Raw genomic sequence first — 17,926 nt, forward strand, 5'->3', positions numbered from 1 at the left:
CAGAGGTGGGGCTCAGCGTCGGGATTAGTTAAGATCTTCAGGAAGCGCAGGCAGGATGCCGAATGGAACGCCGTCTTCAGCGAGCTCCCGGGCTTCTTCCGGGGTAGAGCTGCCGCGAATCTGGCGTTCTTCGACCTCGCCGAAATGCATCTTTCGTGCTTCTTCCGCGAAGCGCGGACCTACGTCCTCAGTGTTGGCAAGGACCTTCTCGGTGAAAGCGCGGAGCGCTTCGCGTAACGGCGCGCCTTCCGGGCCGCCCCCGCCAATCACGGGGAGCGCTTCTTGAGTCGCCGGTGCCTTGGCTCTCTTGGTGACGACAGAGGGCGCCATCGGCTGCTTCGCGATCTCGGTCGAGCCGCAGTAAGGGCACGCGATTTCACCGGATTTCGACTGTGCGTCATAGTCGGCGCTGGCGCGGAACCAACTTTCGAACTGGTGCCCGGCGGCGCACCCAAGAAGATATTTGATCACTGCTCGTGTACCAGGGACGGCGACTTCGCGGGGGTAGCGATAACGACGCTGAAATCGCGGTCGTGCGTTAATGACGGGATTTTCCGGCGGATTTGATCGACGTAAGCGGTGTCGATGTCCGCAATCACCACCTGGGGATCGATACCGGCTTCCGCAAGCACCTCTCCCCATGGCGAGATAATGAGGCTGTGCCCGAAGGTTTCCCGGCCGTTCTCGTGCAGCCCGCCTTGTCCGGCAGCCAGCACGAACGCACACGTCTCGATAGCGCGGGCCCGAAGGAGGGTATGCCAGTGAGCTTCGCCCGTGGTGCGGGTGAACGCAGCGGGGCCAGCGATAAGCTTCGCCCCGGCTTTCGCAAGCGCCCGATGTAAGGCCGGAAAGCGCAGGTCGTAGCAGATCGTCAGTCCTAACCGGCCCCACGGCAGATCGGTAAGCATTGCCGTCGGGCCGGCCTGGTAATTCACGCTTTCGGAATAGGCTTCGCCACCGCCGAGATCGACATCGAACATATGGATCTTGTCGTAGCGGGCTGCGATCGTGCCGTCCGGAGCTATGACGTAGGAACGATTGGCCAGGCGGCGTTCGCCCACCTTCACGGCCATTGAGCCGATGTGCAGCCAGATCTGCTTCTTGCGTGCTGCCGCAGTGAACGCTTCAAGCGCGGCGTTGCTACCCTCCGGCTTGGTTTCAGCCATCAGGCGCGCCTGATCGAGCTCCATCAGCGTCGTGCATTCCGGCGTTTGTACATACTGGGCGCCTTGCGCCGCGGCTTCGTCGATCAGTGAAATTGCGTCGGCGACATTGCGGTCGACATCGCGTCCGGCTCGCATTTGAACGAGAGCGGCTCGAAAGGACGTCTTGGGACCGTTGGACATCTCACGAGGCCGTCAGGAGCGTGTCGAGCCGGCCCGACCGCTCAAGATCATAAAGGTCGTCACAGCCGCCGACGTGCGTTTCGCCGATCCAGATTTGGGGAACCGTCCGCCTCCCGCCCGTCCGGGAAAAGAGTTCGGCTCGAAGGTCGCTGCGACCCGTGAGGTCAACCTCCTCGAATGCAGCGCCTTTGCGGCGCAGCAAATCCTTTGCCATATGGCAATAGCAGCAATTCCCAGCCGTATAGACCGTCACCTTCTGCATGGATCGGCGCCTCTCAACACGCCATTTGAATAAACCGAATCAAAGGTAGCTTGTTCGCGAGGTCATGCAACCTTGCTATGCAGTTTTGCGCCGCTGTGCCGCGCCTTTGTCACGCCCTTTGCAGTCTCAGGAATATGGTTCTGAAACAATGGCAAGGGCCAGGACATCCACACGGCGCGCGCCAGCCCGCTTGAGGGCGATCGCAGCGGCTGACGCGGTTGCACCGCTCGTTATCACATCGTCCACCAGGACTATGGCTTTTCCCGAGACGTTCGACAATTCGTTCGCGGGTACGCGAAAAGCGCCCGTCACGTTCTTTAAACGCTGCGCACGCGTCAGCCCGACCTGATGCGCCGTTGATCGCCGCCGGACGAGCGCGAACGGATTGACAGGCTTGCCCGCGCGCCGGCCCACCTCGGCGGCCAGGATCTGCGCCTGGTTGAAACGCCGCGCCAGGAGCCGCCAGCGGGCCAAAGGGACGGGTACGAGCAGGTCCGCCTCCGCAAGCAGCTCTTCGCCTGCGACGGCCAGCCACCGTCCGAACAATCGTCTGACGTTGTGGCTGTCGTGGAATTTGAAGCCATGGATCAGCACACGCATCAGTCCGTCGAACCGCGCAACGGCCCTGGCCCGGTCGTAGTCGGGCGGATCGGCAACAGCCGCAGCGGACAGCATCACGCCGCCCGTGTCGACGGCAAGCGGAATGCCGAGCCGGTCGCAAAGAGGCGGGCGGATGAACGTGATCTGCCGCCAGCAGCTGGGACAAAGCGCGTCATGATCAATGATGCGTGCTTGGCAACCGAGGCATACCGGTGGCAGGAGCAGATCGAGCGCGGTGCGCCTCAGGCTGCGCAAGGATTTGAGCGACGTCATGATCCGGGTGCGCGCGAACCCAAAAGGTTGCGTTTCCGAGTCCGGATACTCTTCCGCCGCCGCGCCGTTGTTTGCCATTGCACCACCCTAGCTCAACACGGTAACGCGGGCGAGCAGGCTTGGTGGAAGGAGAGGCGATGGCCGGGGCGCCACAGATTTTTGACCGGCAATTGCTGAAGGCTCGTCGCGAGCGCTCCGCGAGGCGTGGTGAGGGCCATCCACTTCCGGATTTCCTTTTGGCGCGTGTCGCCGATGACTTTGTCGAACGCCTCGGCTTCGTCCGGCGCGAATTTCCGCTGGCGTTGAGCCTCGGCGATTACCGGGGCATTGTCGCCGAGCGCATCAAGGCGCTTCCCTCGATCGGGCAGGTGATCGACGCGGAGCCGGCATTCGCATCGTTGGGTCCCGACAGCACGTGGAGAGTCGTTGCCGACGATGAGTACTTGCCGTTCGCCGCGGCAAGCCTCGATCTCGTCGTTTCCGGCTTATCGCTGCAGTTCGCCAACGACCTGCCGGGAACCCTGGTTCAAATTAGCCGGGCTCTAAAACCGGATGGATTGTTTCTTGGCGCGCTGCTCGGTGGCGAAACGCTGAAAGAACTTCGCGGAGCCTGGATTCTCGCCGAAGACGAAATGCTTGGCGGTGCGTCACCCCGTGTGGCCCCTTTTGCCGACGTGCGTGAACTCGGCGGTCTGCTTCAGCGCGCTGGCTTTGCTTTGCCCGTAACCGACAATGACGTGGTTGAGGCCACGTATGCCTCGCCGCTTGCCCTGATGCAGGAACTGAAGGCCATGGCCGCCAGCAACCCCTTGCTTGAACGGCGCCGCACGCCCGCGACGCGAGGACTTTTGCTGCGGGCAGCTGAAATTTACCAGGAGCGTTTCGGTCTCGCCAATGGACGCATCCCGGCGACGTTCGAAGTTGTAACACTGACCGGTTGGGCGCCGCACGAAAGCCAGCAAAAGCCGCTGCAACCCGGATCGGCCGAAGTCAGCTTGGCCGATGTCCTGAAATCTCGGCCAAAAAGTCCCGGAGCCAAGGAATGAGAGGTTCGTCTGCGGGCGGCATCAAATAGCGTTTAAGATCGTTGCCGCGTACCCATTGTATCGTCTGGCCTTCGCGCGGAGAAATTTCACCGTCCCACGTTCGGCACAGATAGAGCGGCATGAGGAGGTGGAATTTCTCATAGGCGTGGCTCGCGAAGTTGAATGGCGCGAGGCAAGTCCTGCAAAGCTCGACGTCGAGCTCTTCCTTGATCTCGCGACAGAGCGCGTCTTCCGGAGTTTCTCCCGCCTCGACCTTGCCGCCTGGAAACTCCCAAAGGCCCGCCATCGACTTGCCTTCGGGGCGCCGGGCAAGCAGGACCCGGTTATCATCGTCGATGAGGGCGACAGCCGCGACCAGCAGCAATGGCTTGCTCATGCGCGTCGCCGCAGGAGATAGGCCGTCTCAGAAAGCTTCGTGACGCCGCGCTGCTTGAGGTTATCGCTCGCGGCAAGCGCGTCGCGTTCTTCGAGGATCGAGATTTCGAATTCGTCGGAAAAAAGCGCTTTGACTTCGCCGGCCGGAACGGAGAAGGGCGGGCCTTTGATCTCGCCCTCGGGATATTCGATCGAAATCGTGAGAATTTGCACCTCACCGGACAAAAGCGCCGCCAGCGTTCGCGCGTACTGCGTCCGCATCGCAGGAGGCAACGCGATTAACGCCGCGCGGTCATAACAAGCCGCCACGCTGCGCAAGGATTCGGCAGGCAACTCGAAAAAATCTCCCTGATAGATTTTGTAGGGACCCGATTCGAAAATCTGGAATGCACCGCTCGAGCGTACGGTCGGCGTAAGACTGGATTCATCAAAGAACGCTCGTACAGCGGTCTCGGACAGCTCCGCGCCAATCACCATGTGTCCCCGTTCGGCAAGCCAGGCCATGTCCCGGCTCTTGCCGGCGAGCGGCACAAAAACCGTGCTGCCTTTCCCGAGGCCTAGGCCCGGCCAGAACTTCTGAAGTTGGGCATGGATGTGCGGCTGATGGAAACCGATCTCACCACGCTGCCAGCGTTCTTCCCAGAAGCCATGGTCCATGATGGGCTTTCGCTTAGCTACGGTAGTCCGCGTTGATCGAGACGTATTCGTGCGTCAAGTCGCACGTCCACACCGTTGCTGCCGCCTTGCCGACCCCGACGTCGACCCGAATGACAATCTCGCTGTTCTTCATATAAGCCGCGACTGTTTTTTCGTCATACTCCTCGGCGCGTTCGCCGTCGCGTGCAACGCAGTGCGGTCCGAACCAGATCGTAAGCTTGTCTCTGTCGGCCGCTTCACCCGATTTGCCCACCGCCATCACCACGCGTCCCCAGTTCGGGTCTTCGCCGGCGATTGCGGTCTTGAGGATCGGCGAGTTGGCACAAGCCAACGCGATTTTTCGTGCGGCTTCCCAAGATTTCGCACCCTCGACTTCGAAGGTAACGAATTTGGAAACGCCTTCGCCATCTTTCGCGACCTGAGTTGCGAGATCTTGCATAAGATCGTGCAGAGCCTCGGAAAAGCCCTGCAGCTTTTTCGATTTGGCTTTGGTCATAAGTTTCTGGCCGCGCGCCTCGGCCGCGCCGGTCGCGAAAATCAAACAGGTATCGCTCGTCGACGTATCGCCATCCACGGTCATGCAGTTGAATGTCGTCGAGGCGTGCTCGGACAGCAAATCCTGAAGGGCGTCTGACGAGATTGCCGCGTCCGTGAAGATGAAGCACAACATCGTCGCCATGTCGGGTGCGATCATGCCGGCGCCTTTGCAGAAACCGTTGAGCGTCACTTCCACGTCTCCGATGAGCGCAGTGCGGGTCGCGAGCTTCGGATAGGTGTCCGTCGTCATGATCGCGCGCGCGGCCTTCTCGAAGGCGTCAGGCTCGGCTTTTTGAGCAAGCTCGCTCAGAAGATGTGCGAACTTGGATGCATCCAGCGGCTCGCCGATGACGCCGGTCGATGCAACGAACACTTCGTGCGGTTTGCAACCCGCGGCCTCGGCGGCGTGCTCGACAGTGATGGAGACCGCCTCGCTGCCCTTCTTGCCTGTGAACGCATTGGCGTTGCCCGAATTGACCACGAGGGCTCGCGCGGCCCCTTTCTTCAGGTGCTTTCGGCAGGCAAGCACGGGCGCGGAAGCTGTTTTCGATTGAGTAAGCACGCCAGCAACCGAAGTGCCCTCCGCCAGCACCGCAAGCAGAAGGTCGGTTCGGTTTTTGTAGCGGATGCCCGCCTCAGCTGTGGCGAACGCCACGCCTTCGATGGCGGGAAGAGCGGCGAGCTTTTTGGGCGCGAACGGCGAGACGCTCGAGACTTTGCCCATGGCGGGACCTCCAAATCGGTGAGAGGTTCCCTGAAACAGATCGGGCCGCCATAATCAAGAGGCGGCCCGGCTGCAATTGTTCCGCAGACGTCGCTCTTACGGCTTCGGCGCGTCCTTGGGAGCCTCCGCCGGTGCCGGAGCGGCAGCGGGTGCGGACTGCTTCTGGATCATGGCCGTGCGATCATCGATCGCCTTCTTGATGCCGGGATCGACAACTTCCACCTTGGCGCCGGACCGCAGCGATACGGCCGTCTGCTGCGCCTTTTTCAGGAGCATCGACTGAATGATGCGATCTTTGACGATCTCGAAGGCCGGCGGCTGTTTTACGCGGCGGTCCTCAAGCTTCACGAGGTGCCAGCCGAACTGCGTCTTCACCGGATCGGAGACCTGCCCCTTTTGCAGCTTGAAGACGACTTCTTCGAACTGCGGCACCATCTGGCCATGTCCAAAGTAACCGAGGCTGCCGCCGTCATCCTTCGAGCCGGGATCCTTTGAATTTTCCTTGGCCAGCTGCGCAAAATCTGCGCCTTTGTCGAGTTTTTCCTTCAAAGCCTTCGCTTCTGCTTCGGTTTCGACAAGAATATGCCGGGCCGATACTTCCTCTTCAGGCTTCAGAAGCTTCACTTGCTCGTCGTAAATCTTGCGGGCATCGGCGTCCGTGACCGACGCCTTGATCACTTTTTCGAAATAGAGTTCGCGCAGCGCCCGGCGCTTCAAATAGTTGAGGCGCGTCTGGAAGTCCGCGCCATCGTTGAGTTTTTCCTTTTCGGCCGCTTCCGCGAAAAGCTGATTGTCGATCAGGAATTCCAGCAGCGAGGCGCGTTTTTGCTCTGCTGGCATGCTTCCCATGTCAGAGCCGATTTCACTCTCGGCGACGGCAAGATCACCCTCGGTGATCGGCTTCCCATCGATCGTCGCCACGACCTTGTCGTCGGCAAACGCGGAGCTCACCGGAAGAACGGCGCCGGCGAGCGCGATGGAGAGGATGGCAAGGGCGGTGCGCTTCATCAGCGTCGGACTCCGGTTTTGGGATAGAGGACGGGGATTTGGACCGTCTTCACGGCTTTTTCGGCACGGCGGCATAACCCCTGTTATGCGGCCGGTAGGCGCGCCTCGATACCGGCCCAAGGCGGCAAAACCAAGTTAAATCTTGGACACCGCCCGGAATTTTGCCGCCTGACTTGCCGACTTCAAATCATTGACAGTGAGGGGGGCGAGTTCTTATGTCTCCCGCTGATCAGATCGGGCTTTAGAGCCCGTATCGACCGCGCAATTGACAGCGCCGAGGGAACGTTGACGCAGGCGTGGCGGGGAAGGCCCTTGCCGCGCATTTTTTGCTGATTGCTTCCCGGCGGGTAGAACTGAGCCGACCGCGCGGGCGCGCGGTTAAGACGAATTTTGTAGGGACGGAACTCAAAGATGCTGTCGTTCGGTAATCTCGCCTCGAAAATCTTCGGCTCTTCTAACGAACGGAGGGTCAAAGGTTTCCGGTCGCGAGTTGCGGCGATCAACGCTCTGGAGGACGAGATCCAGAAGCTGTCCGACGAAGAGCTGCGCGAACGCACAGTCATGTTCCGCAAGCAGCTCGCAGAGGGTGCATCTGTCGACGATCTCCTGGTGCCCGCATTCGCCACCGTTCGCGAGGCTGCCAAGCGTACGCTCGGACAGCGCCATTTCGATGTTCAGCTGATTGGCGGCATGGTCCTTCACCAGGGCGATATCGCTGAAATGAAAACGGGCGAAGGTAAGACCCTTGTCGCCACTCTGCCAGTCTACTTGAACGCCCTGACCGGCAAGGGCGTCCACGTCGTCACCGTCAACGATTATCTCGCCAAGCGCGACGCCGACTGGATGGGTCAGGTGTATCGCTTCCTGGGCCTGACGGTCGGCTGCATCATCCATGATATGTCGGACGAAGATCGCAAGGCCGCCTACGCCGCCGACGTGACCTATGGCACCAACAACGAACTCGGGTTCGACTATCTTCGCGATAACATGAAGATGCACTACCCCGAGATGGTTCAGCGCGGCCACGCCTATGCCATCGTCGACGAAGTGGACTCGATCCTCATCGACGAAGCGCGCACCCCGCTCATTATTTCGGGCCCTCTCGAAGATCGCGCCGATCTCTATCAGCAGATCGACGAGCTGATGAAGATCGTCACGCCGGAAGACTTCGAACTCGACGAGAAGCAGCGGCAGGTGTCCTTCACCGAAGTCGGCAACGAGAAGATGGAGCGCGCGCTCGAAGCCGCCGGGCTTCTCAAGGGCACGCTCTATGACATCGACAACGTCACGATCGTCCACCACCTCACGCAGGCGCTCAAGGCGCACAAGCTTTTCCAGCGCGACAAGGATTACATCGTCAAAGGCGGCCAGGTGGTCATCATCGACGAGTTCACCGGCCGCATGATGCCGGGACGTCGTTATTCCGAAGGCCTCCATCAGGCACTCGAAGCCAAGGAGCACGTCGAGGTTCAGCCCGAGAACCAGACGTTGGCATCGATCACGTTCCAGAACTACTTCCGACTTTATAAGAAGCTCGCCGGCATGACCGGCACGGCCATGACGGAGGCTTCCGAGTTCCTCGACATCTATGGTCTGGAAGTCATCGAAATCCCGACCAATCTTCCCGTCAGCCGTATCGACGAAGACGATGAGATCTATCGCACGCAGCGCGAAAAGCTGGCTGCCATCGTGCAGTCCATCGCCGAAGCGAAGGATCGTGGCCAGCCTATCCTTGTCGGCACGACCTCGATTGAAAAGTCCGAGCAGCTCTCCGAGCTTTTGAAGGACCAGAAGTACTTCAAGGATCTGGCTCGCCAGCTCGAAGAGCAGGCCTCGGCGATCAAGCCCGGCAAGGAAGAAGAGCTGCGCAAGCATTTGACCGACATGGCGGCGCTGCTTACGAAATATGCCAACTCGGCCAAGTCGAACGGCGGCCATCCGATCCCGCATCAAGTTTTGAACGCCCGCTATCACGAGCAGGAAGCCAGCATCGTCGCCCAGGCGGGTCAGCCCGGCGCGGTGACGATCGCAACCAACATGGCCGGCCGAGGTACCGATATTCAGCTCGGCGGCAACGCCGAGTTCCGGTTGCGCGATTGGATTACTGAAGAGACGGATAAGGGCGCTGCTCCAGACGAGTCGGCGATCTCGGCCAAACGCGCCGAACTGGTCGTGGATGTCGCTGAAAAGAAGAAGAAGTCGCTCGAGGCTGGCGGCCTGTATGTTCTTGCCACCGAGCGGCACGAGAGCCGCCGCATCGACAATCAGCTACGTGGCCGTTCCGGCCGCCAGGGCGACCCCGGTCGTTCGAAGTTTTATCTCGCCCTCGACGACGACCTCATGCGCATCTTCGGTTCGCAGCGCATGGACAAGGTGCTGCAGACGCTTGGCCTGAAGGAAGGCGAAGCGATCACGCACCCTTGGATGAACAAGTCGCTCGAGACGGCCCAGAAAAAGGTCGAGCAGCGCAACTTCGATATCCGTAAGCAGATCCTGAAGTACGACGACGTGATGAATGACCAGCGCAAGGTCATCTTCGAGCAGCGTCTCGACATCATGGGTCAGGAGGACGTTTCCGAAACCGTTGTCGAGCTTCGCAACGAGCTGATCGACGAGTTCGTCACGCGCTTCATTCCGCCTGCCGCTTACGCTGAGCAGTGGGACATCAAAGGCCTTTCCGAGCAGATGCAAGCCGTATTCGGCATCGAGCTGCCCATCGACGCCTGGGCGGCCGAGGAAGGCATCGCCGACGAAGAGATCCGTGAGCGCATCAAGTCTGCCGTCGACGCCAAGGTCGAAGCCAAGACCGCAGAGATGGGCAGCGAACTCTATCGTCAGATCGAGAAGATGGTGTTGCTCCAGACCCTAGATCATCTCTGGCGCGAGCACCTTGTTACGCTCGAGCATCTGCGTCAGGTGATCGGCTTCCGCGCCTACGGCCAGCGTGACCCGCTGAACGAGTATAAGTCTGAAGCGTTCATCCTGTTCGAGAACATGCTCGGGCGTTTGCGCGAGAACGTGACGGGGCAACTCATGCACGTCGAACTGGCGCCGCCCGAGGACCAACCGCTCCTGCAGCCCGTCGAATTGCCGCCGATGGAAGCCCATCACGTCGACGCCTCTACGGGCTTCGACGAGTTCGAGCGCGACCCCGAATTGGCGATGGCGGATGCCGCCATCGAGGGCGCCCGTGCGCGGCGTAATGCGCCTCCTGAACCAGAAAAACGCGCCCCGCTGCAAAGCCGTCGCTCGGAAGGCGCGGTTGATCCGAACGATCCCGCCACCTGGGGACGCGTCTCTCGCAATGCGCTCTGCCCGTGCGGATCAGGCAAGAAGTATAAGCACTGCCACGGAAAGATGGACTGATCCCTCGATCAGTCCACTTCGTTTGGCGTGTTGTTCTCAGTGGCGCTTCGAGCCGTTGCCAGCTTTCTCGGGAGCTTCGCTGGCCTCGCCATGGCTCCCGCCCGCGATCCAATCGGAGAGCGCGAGCAACACGCTTGATACAACGAAGACCAGGTGAATGACGACGAGCCACATCAGCTCTTTCTCGCGCTCGGGCGTCACCGTTCCTAGCGACATGAACTGACGCAACAGCTGAACCGCCGAGATCGCGACGATCGACGAAAGCATCTTGAGCTTCAAGGCTGAGAAGTCGATCGTGCCCATCCACTCCGGACGATCGTCATGATTGGAATGGTCCATTCGAGACACGAAATTCTCGTAGCCGGAAAAGACCACGATGATCAGCAGCGATCCCGTCAACGTGAGGTCCACGAGCGTCAGCAGCCCGAGAATGACGTCGGACTCCGTCGATGTGAATGCGCCCTCTGCGAGATGGAAAAGCTCCATCAAAAACTTGATGAGCAGAATGAACAGCGACACCGCGAGTCCGAAGTAGAACGGCGCCAGTAGCCAGCGCGCGCTGAAAAGAAGGTTCTCAAGGAAGATTTCTGCGCGCTTCACCATGGTCTTGTCGGCCATTCGTTTGTCCTCGCTTTCGGTCTCGATGTCGTGCGGCGTTCAGCTCGCGAAATGCTCGCTGCCGCGATTATGCTTGGGGTACATGGGCGAAGTAAGTGCTCGCGATAAGGTGCGCAAGCGTTTCGGCGCCTAACGGACCAAAGGCCAAGAAAACAGCGGCTTCGGTGTTTCGCTTTCCAAGCTTGTCTGGATCGGCGGAACGGCGGTTTTTGCCTCAGCCGTTTGCGGAGCGAGCGAAGGCAAGACTGCGCTCGGTGGCGGCACGTTGTTGAGCCACTGCTCCTGCTCGCGGATCGAGGCGATCGTCGGCGCGCACGCATCGAGCGGTCCAGGCAATGCCCCCGCTGGTGCTTCGTTGAAAATGTAGCGCCCGCTGCAAACGCCAACCATCGGTGGACGTTTCGTCCGCTCGAAAAGATCGTAACCTTCCTTCAGGTTGTTCCAGAACGGCTTCCACGGCGAAGCGCTCTGCGCCACCATGTTTTCGGATGTCATCCGAAATGGAAGAATATGAACCGGCACGAGTCCCTCGCCCGCATCGATCGCGGCAAGCGTGAGCTGATGGATCTCTTCCGAGACTGGGTTCGTCATCGCGAAGCAGCCCACGGACGAGCAGCCGCCGTGGATGAGAATGTCTGACCCGGTTCGCGCCTGGGATTGATCCAAAATATTCGGAAAGCCGACGTCGATCGATATCGGCCAGCGTCCGACGTGCCGGGCCTGGGCGCGCGACACGGTGTAAAAGCCTTCAGGCGCTTGCCGGTCGCCATCTCGCAGCTTGGGGCCAAGCGTGCCGGACCAGTGGCAGACCGGATAGGTCGCGAAGAGAATGAAGGACCCGTCCTTCGACTGCTTCCAAACCTCCAGCTCCGATTCGGCCTTGAAGATCCGGATCAGGATCGGCGATGCGAGCGTGACGCCTTTATCGCGTAGCCGCTCCTGCAGCACCCCGATGTTCGGCGTGCCCGGCAGCGGCAGTGCGCCGGTCGCGGCCGCGCGTTGGCGCTCGACCCGGTCAGGCGCAACATCCTTGAGTTCGATCGTCAGCGCATGGGCATGCTTCACCGCGATGAGGCTGAGCATCATCGCTGCGGCGAGCCCGAGGCGCGACAGATGGAACGAGGGCATGGAGAACAACCAGGAGTCCTGCTTTCAGAATCCATTATCGCCGGAAACGTCGAACTCTTCAGTGACTTTTTCCCAACACCGGTCGAGGAAGTGCAGCTTTAAACAGCTAGCTTTTGGCTTCGGCGCCTGTGCACTTGTCCTCGATCGAATCACTGCCCTGCGAGCCCGCGGTCCCAGGCTCGAAACGATACTGGGTCTTACAAACTGTGACCTTCGGAGGAACCCTGCTCGCCTCGAAGAGGTCGTTGCCCTCCTTGAGACTTCTCCAGAAGCCGAGGTTCGGGCTGTCGAAGTGCTGAACCATGTGTTCGCTCGTCATCCTGAACGGAAAGACTTGCACCTGAAAGCGCTTCTGCTGCCCTTGCAGCGCAGCCGTCACGAGTTGCCAGATCTCCTGCATCTGGGCGTTCGTCATCGCGAAGCATCCGACCGACGCGCACCCGCCATGCACCATGATCAGCGACCCGCTCCGGCCGTTCGCGCGGTCGAAAGCATTGGGATAGCCAAGGTTGAACGAGCGGTACCATCGGCTGTTCGGATTAAGCGCAGCCGAGTCGACCGTGTAAAAGCCCTCCGGGGCCTGGACGTCACCTTCACGGTACTTGGGCCCGATCCGGCCTGACCATCGGCAGATCGGATACGTAGCAAAGCGCTGAAACACGCCATCGCGCTGCATCCACAATTCCAGCTCGAACTCGCTTTTGAAGATCCGGATCAGCACCGGCGATCCTTCTTTCAAGCCGGCATCGGCCAAGCGCTGCGGCAGCCGCTCCAGGTCGGGTTCGCCCGGCAGCGGCAGACCCAGGGTCCATCGGGTCAGCCGTTGGCTGCGCTCGAAGGCGATAAGAGCCCTGTCGCCGTTCGGAAGCATCGGCAGCCAGTGGGGCATGGTGAGAAACGCAACGGCTGCCGCCGCGATCAAGGCTGCAAAGACCAACACAGCTTTCATGCGCGTGCTCCGCTGCCGCTCGCGAGCCTAGTTCGCGTTTGCCACGGGCGAGGTCGCCGGAGTGGATTGGGAACCGAACGACGGCAGATGCCACGCCGACTGCGTACTCTGCTTTGCCTTGGCCTTATTGATGTCGGCAAGCGTCGGCTCGTTGTCCGGATTGGCTATCCCCTTGAGCTTGTTTCCGCTTGCCACCGCGACACCATCAGGCTCCGGCAGCGGTTTGAACGCGGTGACAAACGGACGATCGAACGCCGGACACGGGCCCGACGGGTCCGGCCTGCTGCGAGGAACGGCATCGACGACGTACCGCCGTTCGCAAACGGCGACGCTCGGCGGCACGCGGTACTTTTCGAAATAGTCGTAGCCCTGCTTCATGGTCCTCCAGAAGCCGTACCACTTGTTGTTCTTCTCGCGTGCCATGCGCGCGTCCGTCATGCGGAACGGATAGGCATGAAGTTGGAAGCTCGGCTGCCCGGCTTTGAGCGACTCCCGTGTCAGACCGTAGATCTCTTCCATGAGAGCATCCGTCATCGCATAGCAGCCGGCAGACCGGCAGTTGCCATGCACCATCACGGAATCACCCGTGCGTCCCCAAGCGCGCTCATAGGCGTTGGGATAGCCGAGATTGAACGAGAGATAATATTTCGAATTCGGATTCATCAGCGCAGGCGTGATCGTGTAGAAACCCTCCGGCGCCTGCCGGTCGCCATAGCTCTGCTTCGGGCCGATCTCGCCGGACCAATTGCAGATCGGGTACGTCTTGAAGTGATAGAAGCGGCCGTCGTCCCGCTGCTTCCAGATCTCGAGCTCGGATTCTTCCTTGAAGATTCGAACGAAGACAGGCGCGCCGGCCTGCATGCCTTTTTTCGCAAGTAGCGAAATCGTCTCTTTCGACAGCGGCACTTCGGACGGCGCAGGAATGGTTGGGGTGTTCGAACACGCACTCAAGAAAACGCAGGCGAGCAAAATCGTCAGCCGAACGGCAGCCCTGATCGTCGAGCCAGTGTTGGTCCCCACCAAAACGTCGTTCCCCGTCCCGTTAGATCATCCATTCCGCGGGCTATTCGGACTAATCGCACAATGAACTCAAACGATTACTGAGAACTCAACGATGCCCAGTCAACTCAAGTATCGTCTCTAAATGCGGCACACCGTGGGCACGGCATCACCGTGGCACGGCGGCACCACTCAGACTTAGCGGCCGATCGACAGGAAGCGTTCGTGGCGCTGGGCTCTGATGTCTTCAGGTGACTTGCCATCGAACTCGGACAGCATCCGAGCAATCGCGTTTCCCGTCGCGATGATTGCCGATTCGCGGTCGCGGTGCGCGCCGCCTGTCGGTTCCTTGATAATCCCATCGATGACGCCAAGATGATCGAGGTCCTGCGCCGTGATCTTCATGTTGGTCGCGGCTTCTTCTTTCTTGTTGCTGTCGCGCCAGATGATCGAGGCCGCGCCTTCCGGAGAGATCACCGAGTAGATCGCGTGCTCGAGCATGAGGATGCGATTGGCGGTGGCAATGGCGATCGCGCCGCCGGAACCGCCTTCGCCGACGATGACAGCGATGATAGGCACGCCGAGACGCAGACAGCACTCCGTCGAGCGCGCGATTGCTTCGGCCTGCCCGCGCTCTTCGGCACCGATTCCCGGATAGGCGCCAGGCGTGTCGACGAACGTGACGATCGGCAGGCTGAACCGGTCTGCAAGCTCCATCAGACGAACGGCTTTGCGATACCCTTCAGGCCGCGCCATTCCGAAGTTGTGCTTGATCCGCTGTTCGGTGTCGGCACCCTTCTCATGTCCCAGAACCAGCACCGATCGATTGCGGAATTTTCCCAAGCCGCCGACGATCGCTTCGTCCTCGGCGAAATAGCGATCACCTGCGAGCGGCGTAAATTCTTCGATGAGTTCGTTGATGAAGTCCAGAGCGTGCGGCCGCTCGGGATGCCGCGCAACGAGCGTCTTCTGCCAGGGTGTCAGCTTGGCATATGTGTCGGCGAGCGCTGCCTTCGCTTTTTGCTCCAGGCGCGTGATCTCGTCGGCGATCTGCGGGCCCTTGCCTTCCGTTTGCAGCGCCTTCAGCTCGGCAACCTTGTTTTCGAGTTCGAGAATGGGTTTCTCGAAGTCGAGATAGGTACGCAGTGCGGTCGTGGCGTTCACGGTAATTGGCTTCCTGACTGTGCAACTAAAGCGTGCGGCGATGGATCTTCACGCGCGACATTCGCCACGGCTAGCTGCGAGTGTCAAGGCGACAGACCTTCCAGCATCAAGTCTGACGTGCCGCGATCGCCGCGATGCTTAACTTTCCCCGTCCGACAGGCGTTTGACGATAGGTGTAACGGCAAACATGAGGGCCGCCGCCACGGCCACGAGCGCAGCCTGAGCCAGGAAGGACAGGGCGAGCGCATCCGGATCGTTCGCCGCGAAGGCTCCCCCAATATCGCCGGCGATTTTGTTGCCGAAGGCAGCCGCCAGGAACCAGAGCCCCAAAACCTGCCCCGACATCCGCGACGGCGCGATACGGGTCATTGTCGAAAGCCCAACGGGGCTCAGCATCAATTCCCCGACCGTGAAGAGAAAATACAACCCCAGGAGCCACAGCGGCGACACGCGCCCGTCCGCAGCGTAATTGGCAGCCGGCACCATGAGCAGGAATGAGCCTGCCAGGAACACGAGACCGAGCCCGAACTTCACCGGTGACGACGGCTGGCGATCTCCAAGCTTCATCCAAAGCCCGGCGGCAAGCGGCGTCAGCAGGATGACGAAGATCGGGTTCGCGGATTGAAACCAGGATGAAGGGAATGACAGGCCGAGAAAGTCCGTGCGGGTGAGCGTGTCGGCGAACAGCGTCAAAGTCGAACCCGCTTGCTCGAAGATCGCCCAGAAGACCATGGCGGCAAGAAAGTAGACGCCGACTGCGGCCATGCGATTGGCGTCCGGATCCTGCCGCGATGCGCCATAGGCGATACCGATCAAAGGCAGTGCAATGAAGAGCCAGCGCATCCATCGGAAGCCGGTAATGTCCGATAGGAATGCCAGCGCTAGCAATCCGATCGTCACGACGATCATGACGACCCCCTGCCGGCCGAAGAACGACGTCGGCGAACCCGAGGAGGTAACGTCAGGGTCTTTCAAGTCGCGCGCCCGTCGCGCAAACAGCAGCATCGAGATCGTCATGCCGACACCGGCGGCGCCGAAGCCCCAATGCCAGCTATGGGCGGGATTGTAGCCGGCCGCGGCAAGCCAACCCTTGAAGGTTCCGCTCTGCGCAAGAAATCCGGTGATGAGAGGCGCGAAAAACGCCCCGATGTTGATGCCCATGTAGAACAGCGAAAAGCCCGCGTCGCGACGTGTGTCGTCTCGGCTGTAGAGAGCGCCGACCAGCGCCGAGATGTTGGGCTTGAACAGGCCGGTCCCGATCGCGATGAGGACAAGGCCGAGATAGAATGTCGTACTCGACGGCCATGCGAGCGCGTAGTGTCCCGCCGCGATCGTCGTTCCGCCGATCAGAACGCTGCGCTTGGCGCCGATCAGCCGGTCGGCAATGAACCCGCCGGGCAAAGCCAGAAGGTAAACGGCCATCGTGTAGGTGCCGTAGATGCTTCCCGCTGTCGGCGTCGCGAAACCGAGCCCGCCCTCTGCGGCCGGCGCAACCATGAACAGGGTCAGTAGCGCCCGCATTCCGTAATAGGAGAAGCGCTCCCACAACTCGGTGAAATACAGCGTCGAAAGCCCACGCGGCTGCGAGGCAAAGCCCATCACCGAACCGCGCTGCTCAGGTGCCACCGCACTCATAAGCCGCTCGTCCGTTGACTCTTGCGCATTACCTGACGCCATCAGGATCCTTCATCGCCTGTCACTACTCCGACGGGAGATCGCATGTTCCGGCCGCTTCTTAGTCAAGTTCTAAAATCAGCTGCTTCAATGCATTCTGCGGGAAGGCTCGGGTCCTTTCTCGCCTGTCATCGGCGGTTTATCCCGCGCGCTGCGAAAGCGTCGGGGGCATTTATAGGACAAGTTGGTAAGCCCGCCACATATGATCTTCTCGCGAAGAACGTGTCGCGGCCACAGTCCAGTCAATTGAGAGGCTCTGCGCGCTATGTTTTGCTTTTGGCAAGCGGGTGATGGGCATTCACGAGCGCCTTTAGCCGCTCCTGGAGCACGTGCGTGTAGATTTCGGTCGTCGAGATGTCGGCATGACCGAGCAGCTGTTGAACGGCCCTGAGATCAGCGCCACGATCGAGCAGATGGCTCGCGAAGGCATGGCGGAGAACATGCGGTGACACCCGCTCCGGCGCGATGTCCGCCGCCAGTGCGAGATCTTTCAGATCTTGAGCGAAACCTTGTCGGGTGACGTGACCGAGCGTCGAGTTCGATGGAAAGAGCCACTGGGAGTTATCGAACCGTCCGGACACCGCAAGAAAATCGTCGAGAGCCTGGCGCGCGGAAGCATTGAGCGGCACCATACGCTCTCTTCCGCCTTTCCCTTTGATGATCAGGACGCGCGCATCTCCCCGCAGTACGCTGCGCGGTAGCCCGACCAGCTCGGAAACGCGCATGCCTGTGGCGTAGAGAAGCTCTAGCAGGCAATGGAAACGCAGCGCTCGAAACTTTGCGCGACCCTCCTGCCCGGTGCACTGGCCTTGGGATGTTTCGAGAAGGCGATCGACCTCTGCAACACTGAGAACCTTGGGCAGCGCGCGCCTCTTCTTCGGTCCCTGAAGCGTGGACGTCGGGTCGAGAGCAATAGCGTCTTCAGCCACGAGGAACCGATAGAACTGCTTGATGGCCGAGAGCCGGCGAGCCCGCGAGGATGGCGCCTGGCCCTCACTTGCCAGATGGCCAAGGTAGGCCTGCACATCCTCAGCCACAGCGTCTGCTGGGGCGATCCCGCGATCGGCTAGAAAACCGATGAAGCCTTCAAGGTCGGCCCTATAGGCTTCGATCGTGTTTGCGGCGGCGCCGCGCTCGGCCGAAAGCATTGCCAGGAAGTCCGCGACATGACCATCCTGTCTCGGGGTCGACCTCATGACG

At 60.5% G+C, this 17,926-nt stretch carries 17 protein-coding genes; 2 read left to right on the plus strand and 15 right to left on the minus strand.

Annotation, left to right across the window (positions count from 1 at the left end):
- Positions 1-24: 24 nt before the first annotated feature.
- From EKK30_RS10560 to EKK30_RS10575, 4 genes are all read right to left on the minus strand, one after another.
- Complete coding sequence (locus EKK30_RS10560) at positions 25-471, minus strand: DUF1178 family protein (protein ID WP_290984397.1); 447 nt, start codon at positions 469-471, stop codon at positions 25-27.
- Complete coding sequence (locus tag EKK30_RS10565; protein ID WP_290984399.1) at positions 468-1,346, minus strand: carbon-nitrogen hydrolase family protein; 879 nt, start codon at positions 1,344-1,346, stop codon at positions 468-470. Before EKK30_RS10565 ends, EKK30_RS10560 begins: the two co-directional genes overlap by 4 nt.
- A gap of 1 nt (position 1,347) precedes the next feature.
- Positions 1,348-1,608, minus strand: a complete 261-nt coding sequence (grxC, locus tag EKK30_RS10570; protein ID WP_290984401.1) for a glutaredoxin 3 — start codon at positions 1,606-1,608, stop codon at positions 1,348-1,350.
- A 126-nt stretch (positions 1,609-1,734) separates the two neighbouring features.
- Entirely contained in the window at positions 1,735-2,559 is an 825-nt protein-coding gene (locus EKK30_RS10575) for a ComF family protein (protein WP_366927330.1), read from the minus strand.
- Between the two features lie 59 nt (positions 2,560-2,618).
- Here EKK30_RS10575 and EKK30_RS10580 point away from each other — a divergent pair, with 59 nt between their 5' ends.
- Positions 2,619-3,527: a methyltransferase domain-containing protein gene (locus EKK30_RS10580; RefSeq protein ID WP_290984404.1), complete on the plus strand. Its 909-nt coding sequence runs from the start codon at positions 2,619-2,621 to the stop codon at positions 3,525-3,527.
- Here EKK30_RS10580 and mutT read toward each other — a convergent pair.
- The 4 genes from mutT to EKK30_RS10600 form a co-directional block, all read right to left on the minus strand.
- Positions 3,472-3,903: an 8-oxo-dGTP diphosphatase MutT gene (mutT, locus tag EKK30_RS10585; protein WP_290984407.1), complete on the minus strand. Its 432-nt coding sequence runs from the start codon at positions 3,901-3,903 to the stop codon at positions 3,472-3,474. The two genes, EKK30_RS10580 and mutT, sit on opposite strands and share 56 nt — an antisense overlap.
- Positions 3,900-4,559, minus strand: coding sequence for a thiopurine S-methyltransferase (locus tag EKK30_RS10590; RefSeq protein ID WP_290984410.1), 660 nt, complete (start codon positions 4,557-4,559; stop codon positions 3,900-3,902). Before EKK30_RS10590 ends, mutT begins: the two co-directional genes overlap by 4 nt.
- Before the next feature lie 13 nt (positions 4,560-4,572).
- Positions 4,573-5,820, minus strand: a complete 1,248-nt coding sequence (gene argJ / locus EKK30_RS10595; RefSeq protein ID WP_290984413.1) for a bifunctional glutamate N-acetyltransferase/amino-acid acetyltransferase ArgJ — start codon at positions 5,818-5,820, stop codon at positions 4,573-4,575.
- A 96-nt stretch (positions 5,821-5,916) separates the two neighbouring features.
- On the minus strand, positions 5,917-6,828 hold the full coding sequence (locus tag EKK30_RS10600; protein ID WP_290984415.1) for a peptidylprolyl isomerase: 912 nt from the start codon (positions 6,826-6,828) through the stop codon (positions 5,917-5,919).
- Between the two features lie 411 nt (positions 6,829-7,239).
- On the opposite strand from EKK30_RS10600, the gene secA reads away from it, so the two are divergent.
- On the plus strand, positions 7,240-10,194 hold the full coding sequence (gene secA / locus EKK30_RS10605) for a preprotein translocase subunit SecA (protein WP_290984417.1): 2,955 nt from the start codon (positions 7,240-7,242) through the stop codon (positions 10,192-10,194).
- Positions 10,195-10,230: 36 nt separating this feature from the next.
- Here secA and EKK30_RS10610 read toward each other — a convergent pair whose 3' ends face one another.
- From EKK30_RS10610 to EKK30_RS10640, 7 genes are all read right to left on the minus strand, one after another.
- Entirely contained in the window at positions 10,231-10,812 is a 582-nt protein-coding gene (locus tag EKK30_RS10610; protein WP_290984419.1) for a TIGR00645 family protein, read from the minus strand.
- A gap of 129 nt (positions 10,813-10,941) precedes the next feature.
- The gene (locus EKK30_RS10615; RefSeq protein WP_290984422.1) at positions 10,942-11,940 is read right to left on the minus strand and encodes a murein L,D-transpeptidase family protein; all 999 of its coding nucleotides are present in this window, start codon (positions 11,938-11,940) and stop codon (positions 10,942-10,944) included.
- A gap of 106 nt (positions 11,941-12,046) precedes the next feature.
- Entirely contained in the window at positions 12,047-12,889 is an 843-nt protein-coding gene (locus tag EKK30_RS10620; RefSeq protein ID WP_290984425.1) for a murein L,D-transpeptidase family protein, read from the minus strand.
- A 27-nt stretch (positions 12,890-12,916) separates the two neighbouring features.
- Positions 12,917-13,909 (minus strand): murein L,D-transpeptidase family protein, encoded by a 993-nt coding sequence (locus EKK30_RS10625; protein ID WP_290984428.1) that lies wholly within the window; start codon positions 13,907-13,909, stop codon positions 12,917-12,919.
- A 177-nt stretch (positions 13,910-14,086) separates the two neighbouring features.
- Positions 14,087-15,034 (minus strand): acetyl-CoA carboxylase carboxyltransferase subunit alpha, encoded by a 948-nt coding sequence (locus EKK30_RS10630; protein WP_290984793.1) that lies wholly within the window; start codon positions 15,032-15,034, stop codon positions 14,087-14,089.
- A 156-nt stretch (positions 15,035-15,190) separates the two neighbouring features.
- Complete coding sequence (locus EKK30_RS10635; RefSeq protein WP_290984431.1) at positions 15,191-16,729, minus strand: peptide MFS transporter; 1,539 nt, start codon at positions 16,727-16,729, stop codon at positions 15,191-15,193.
- A gap of 260 nt (positions 16,730-16,989) precedes the next feature.
- A complete protein-coding gene (locus tag EKK30_RS10640; RefSeq protein ID WP_290984434.1) occupies positions 16,990-17,922 on the minus strand; it encodes a site-specific tyrosine recombinase XerD in 933 nt (310 codons plus the stop codon).
- Positions 17,923-17,926 lie beyond the last annotated feature (4 nt).

The organism is Hyphomicrobium sp. (assembly GCF_003987855.1).
Classification (GTDB): Bacteria; Pseudomonadota; Alphaproteobacteria; order Rhizobiales; family Hyphomicrobiaceae; genus Hyphomicrobium_B.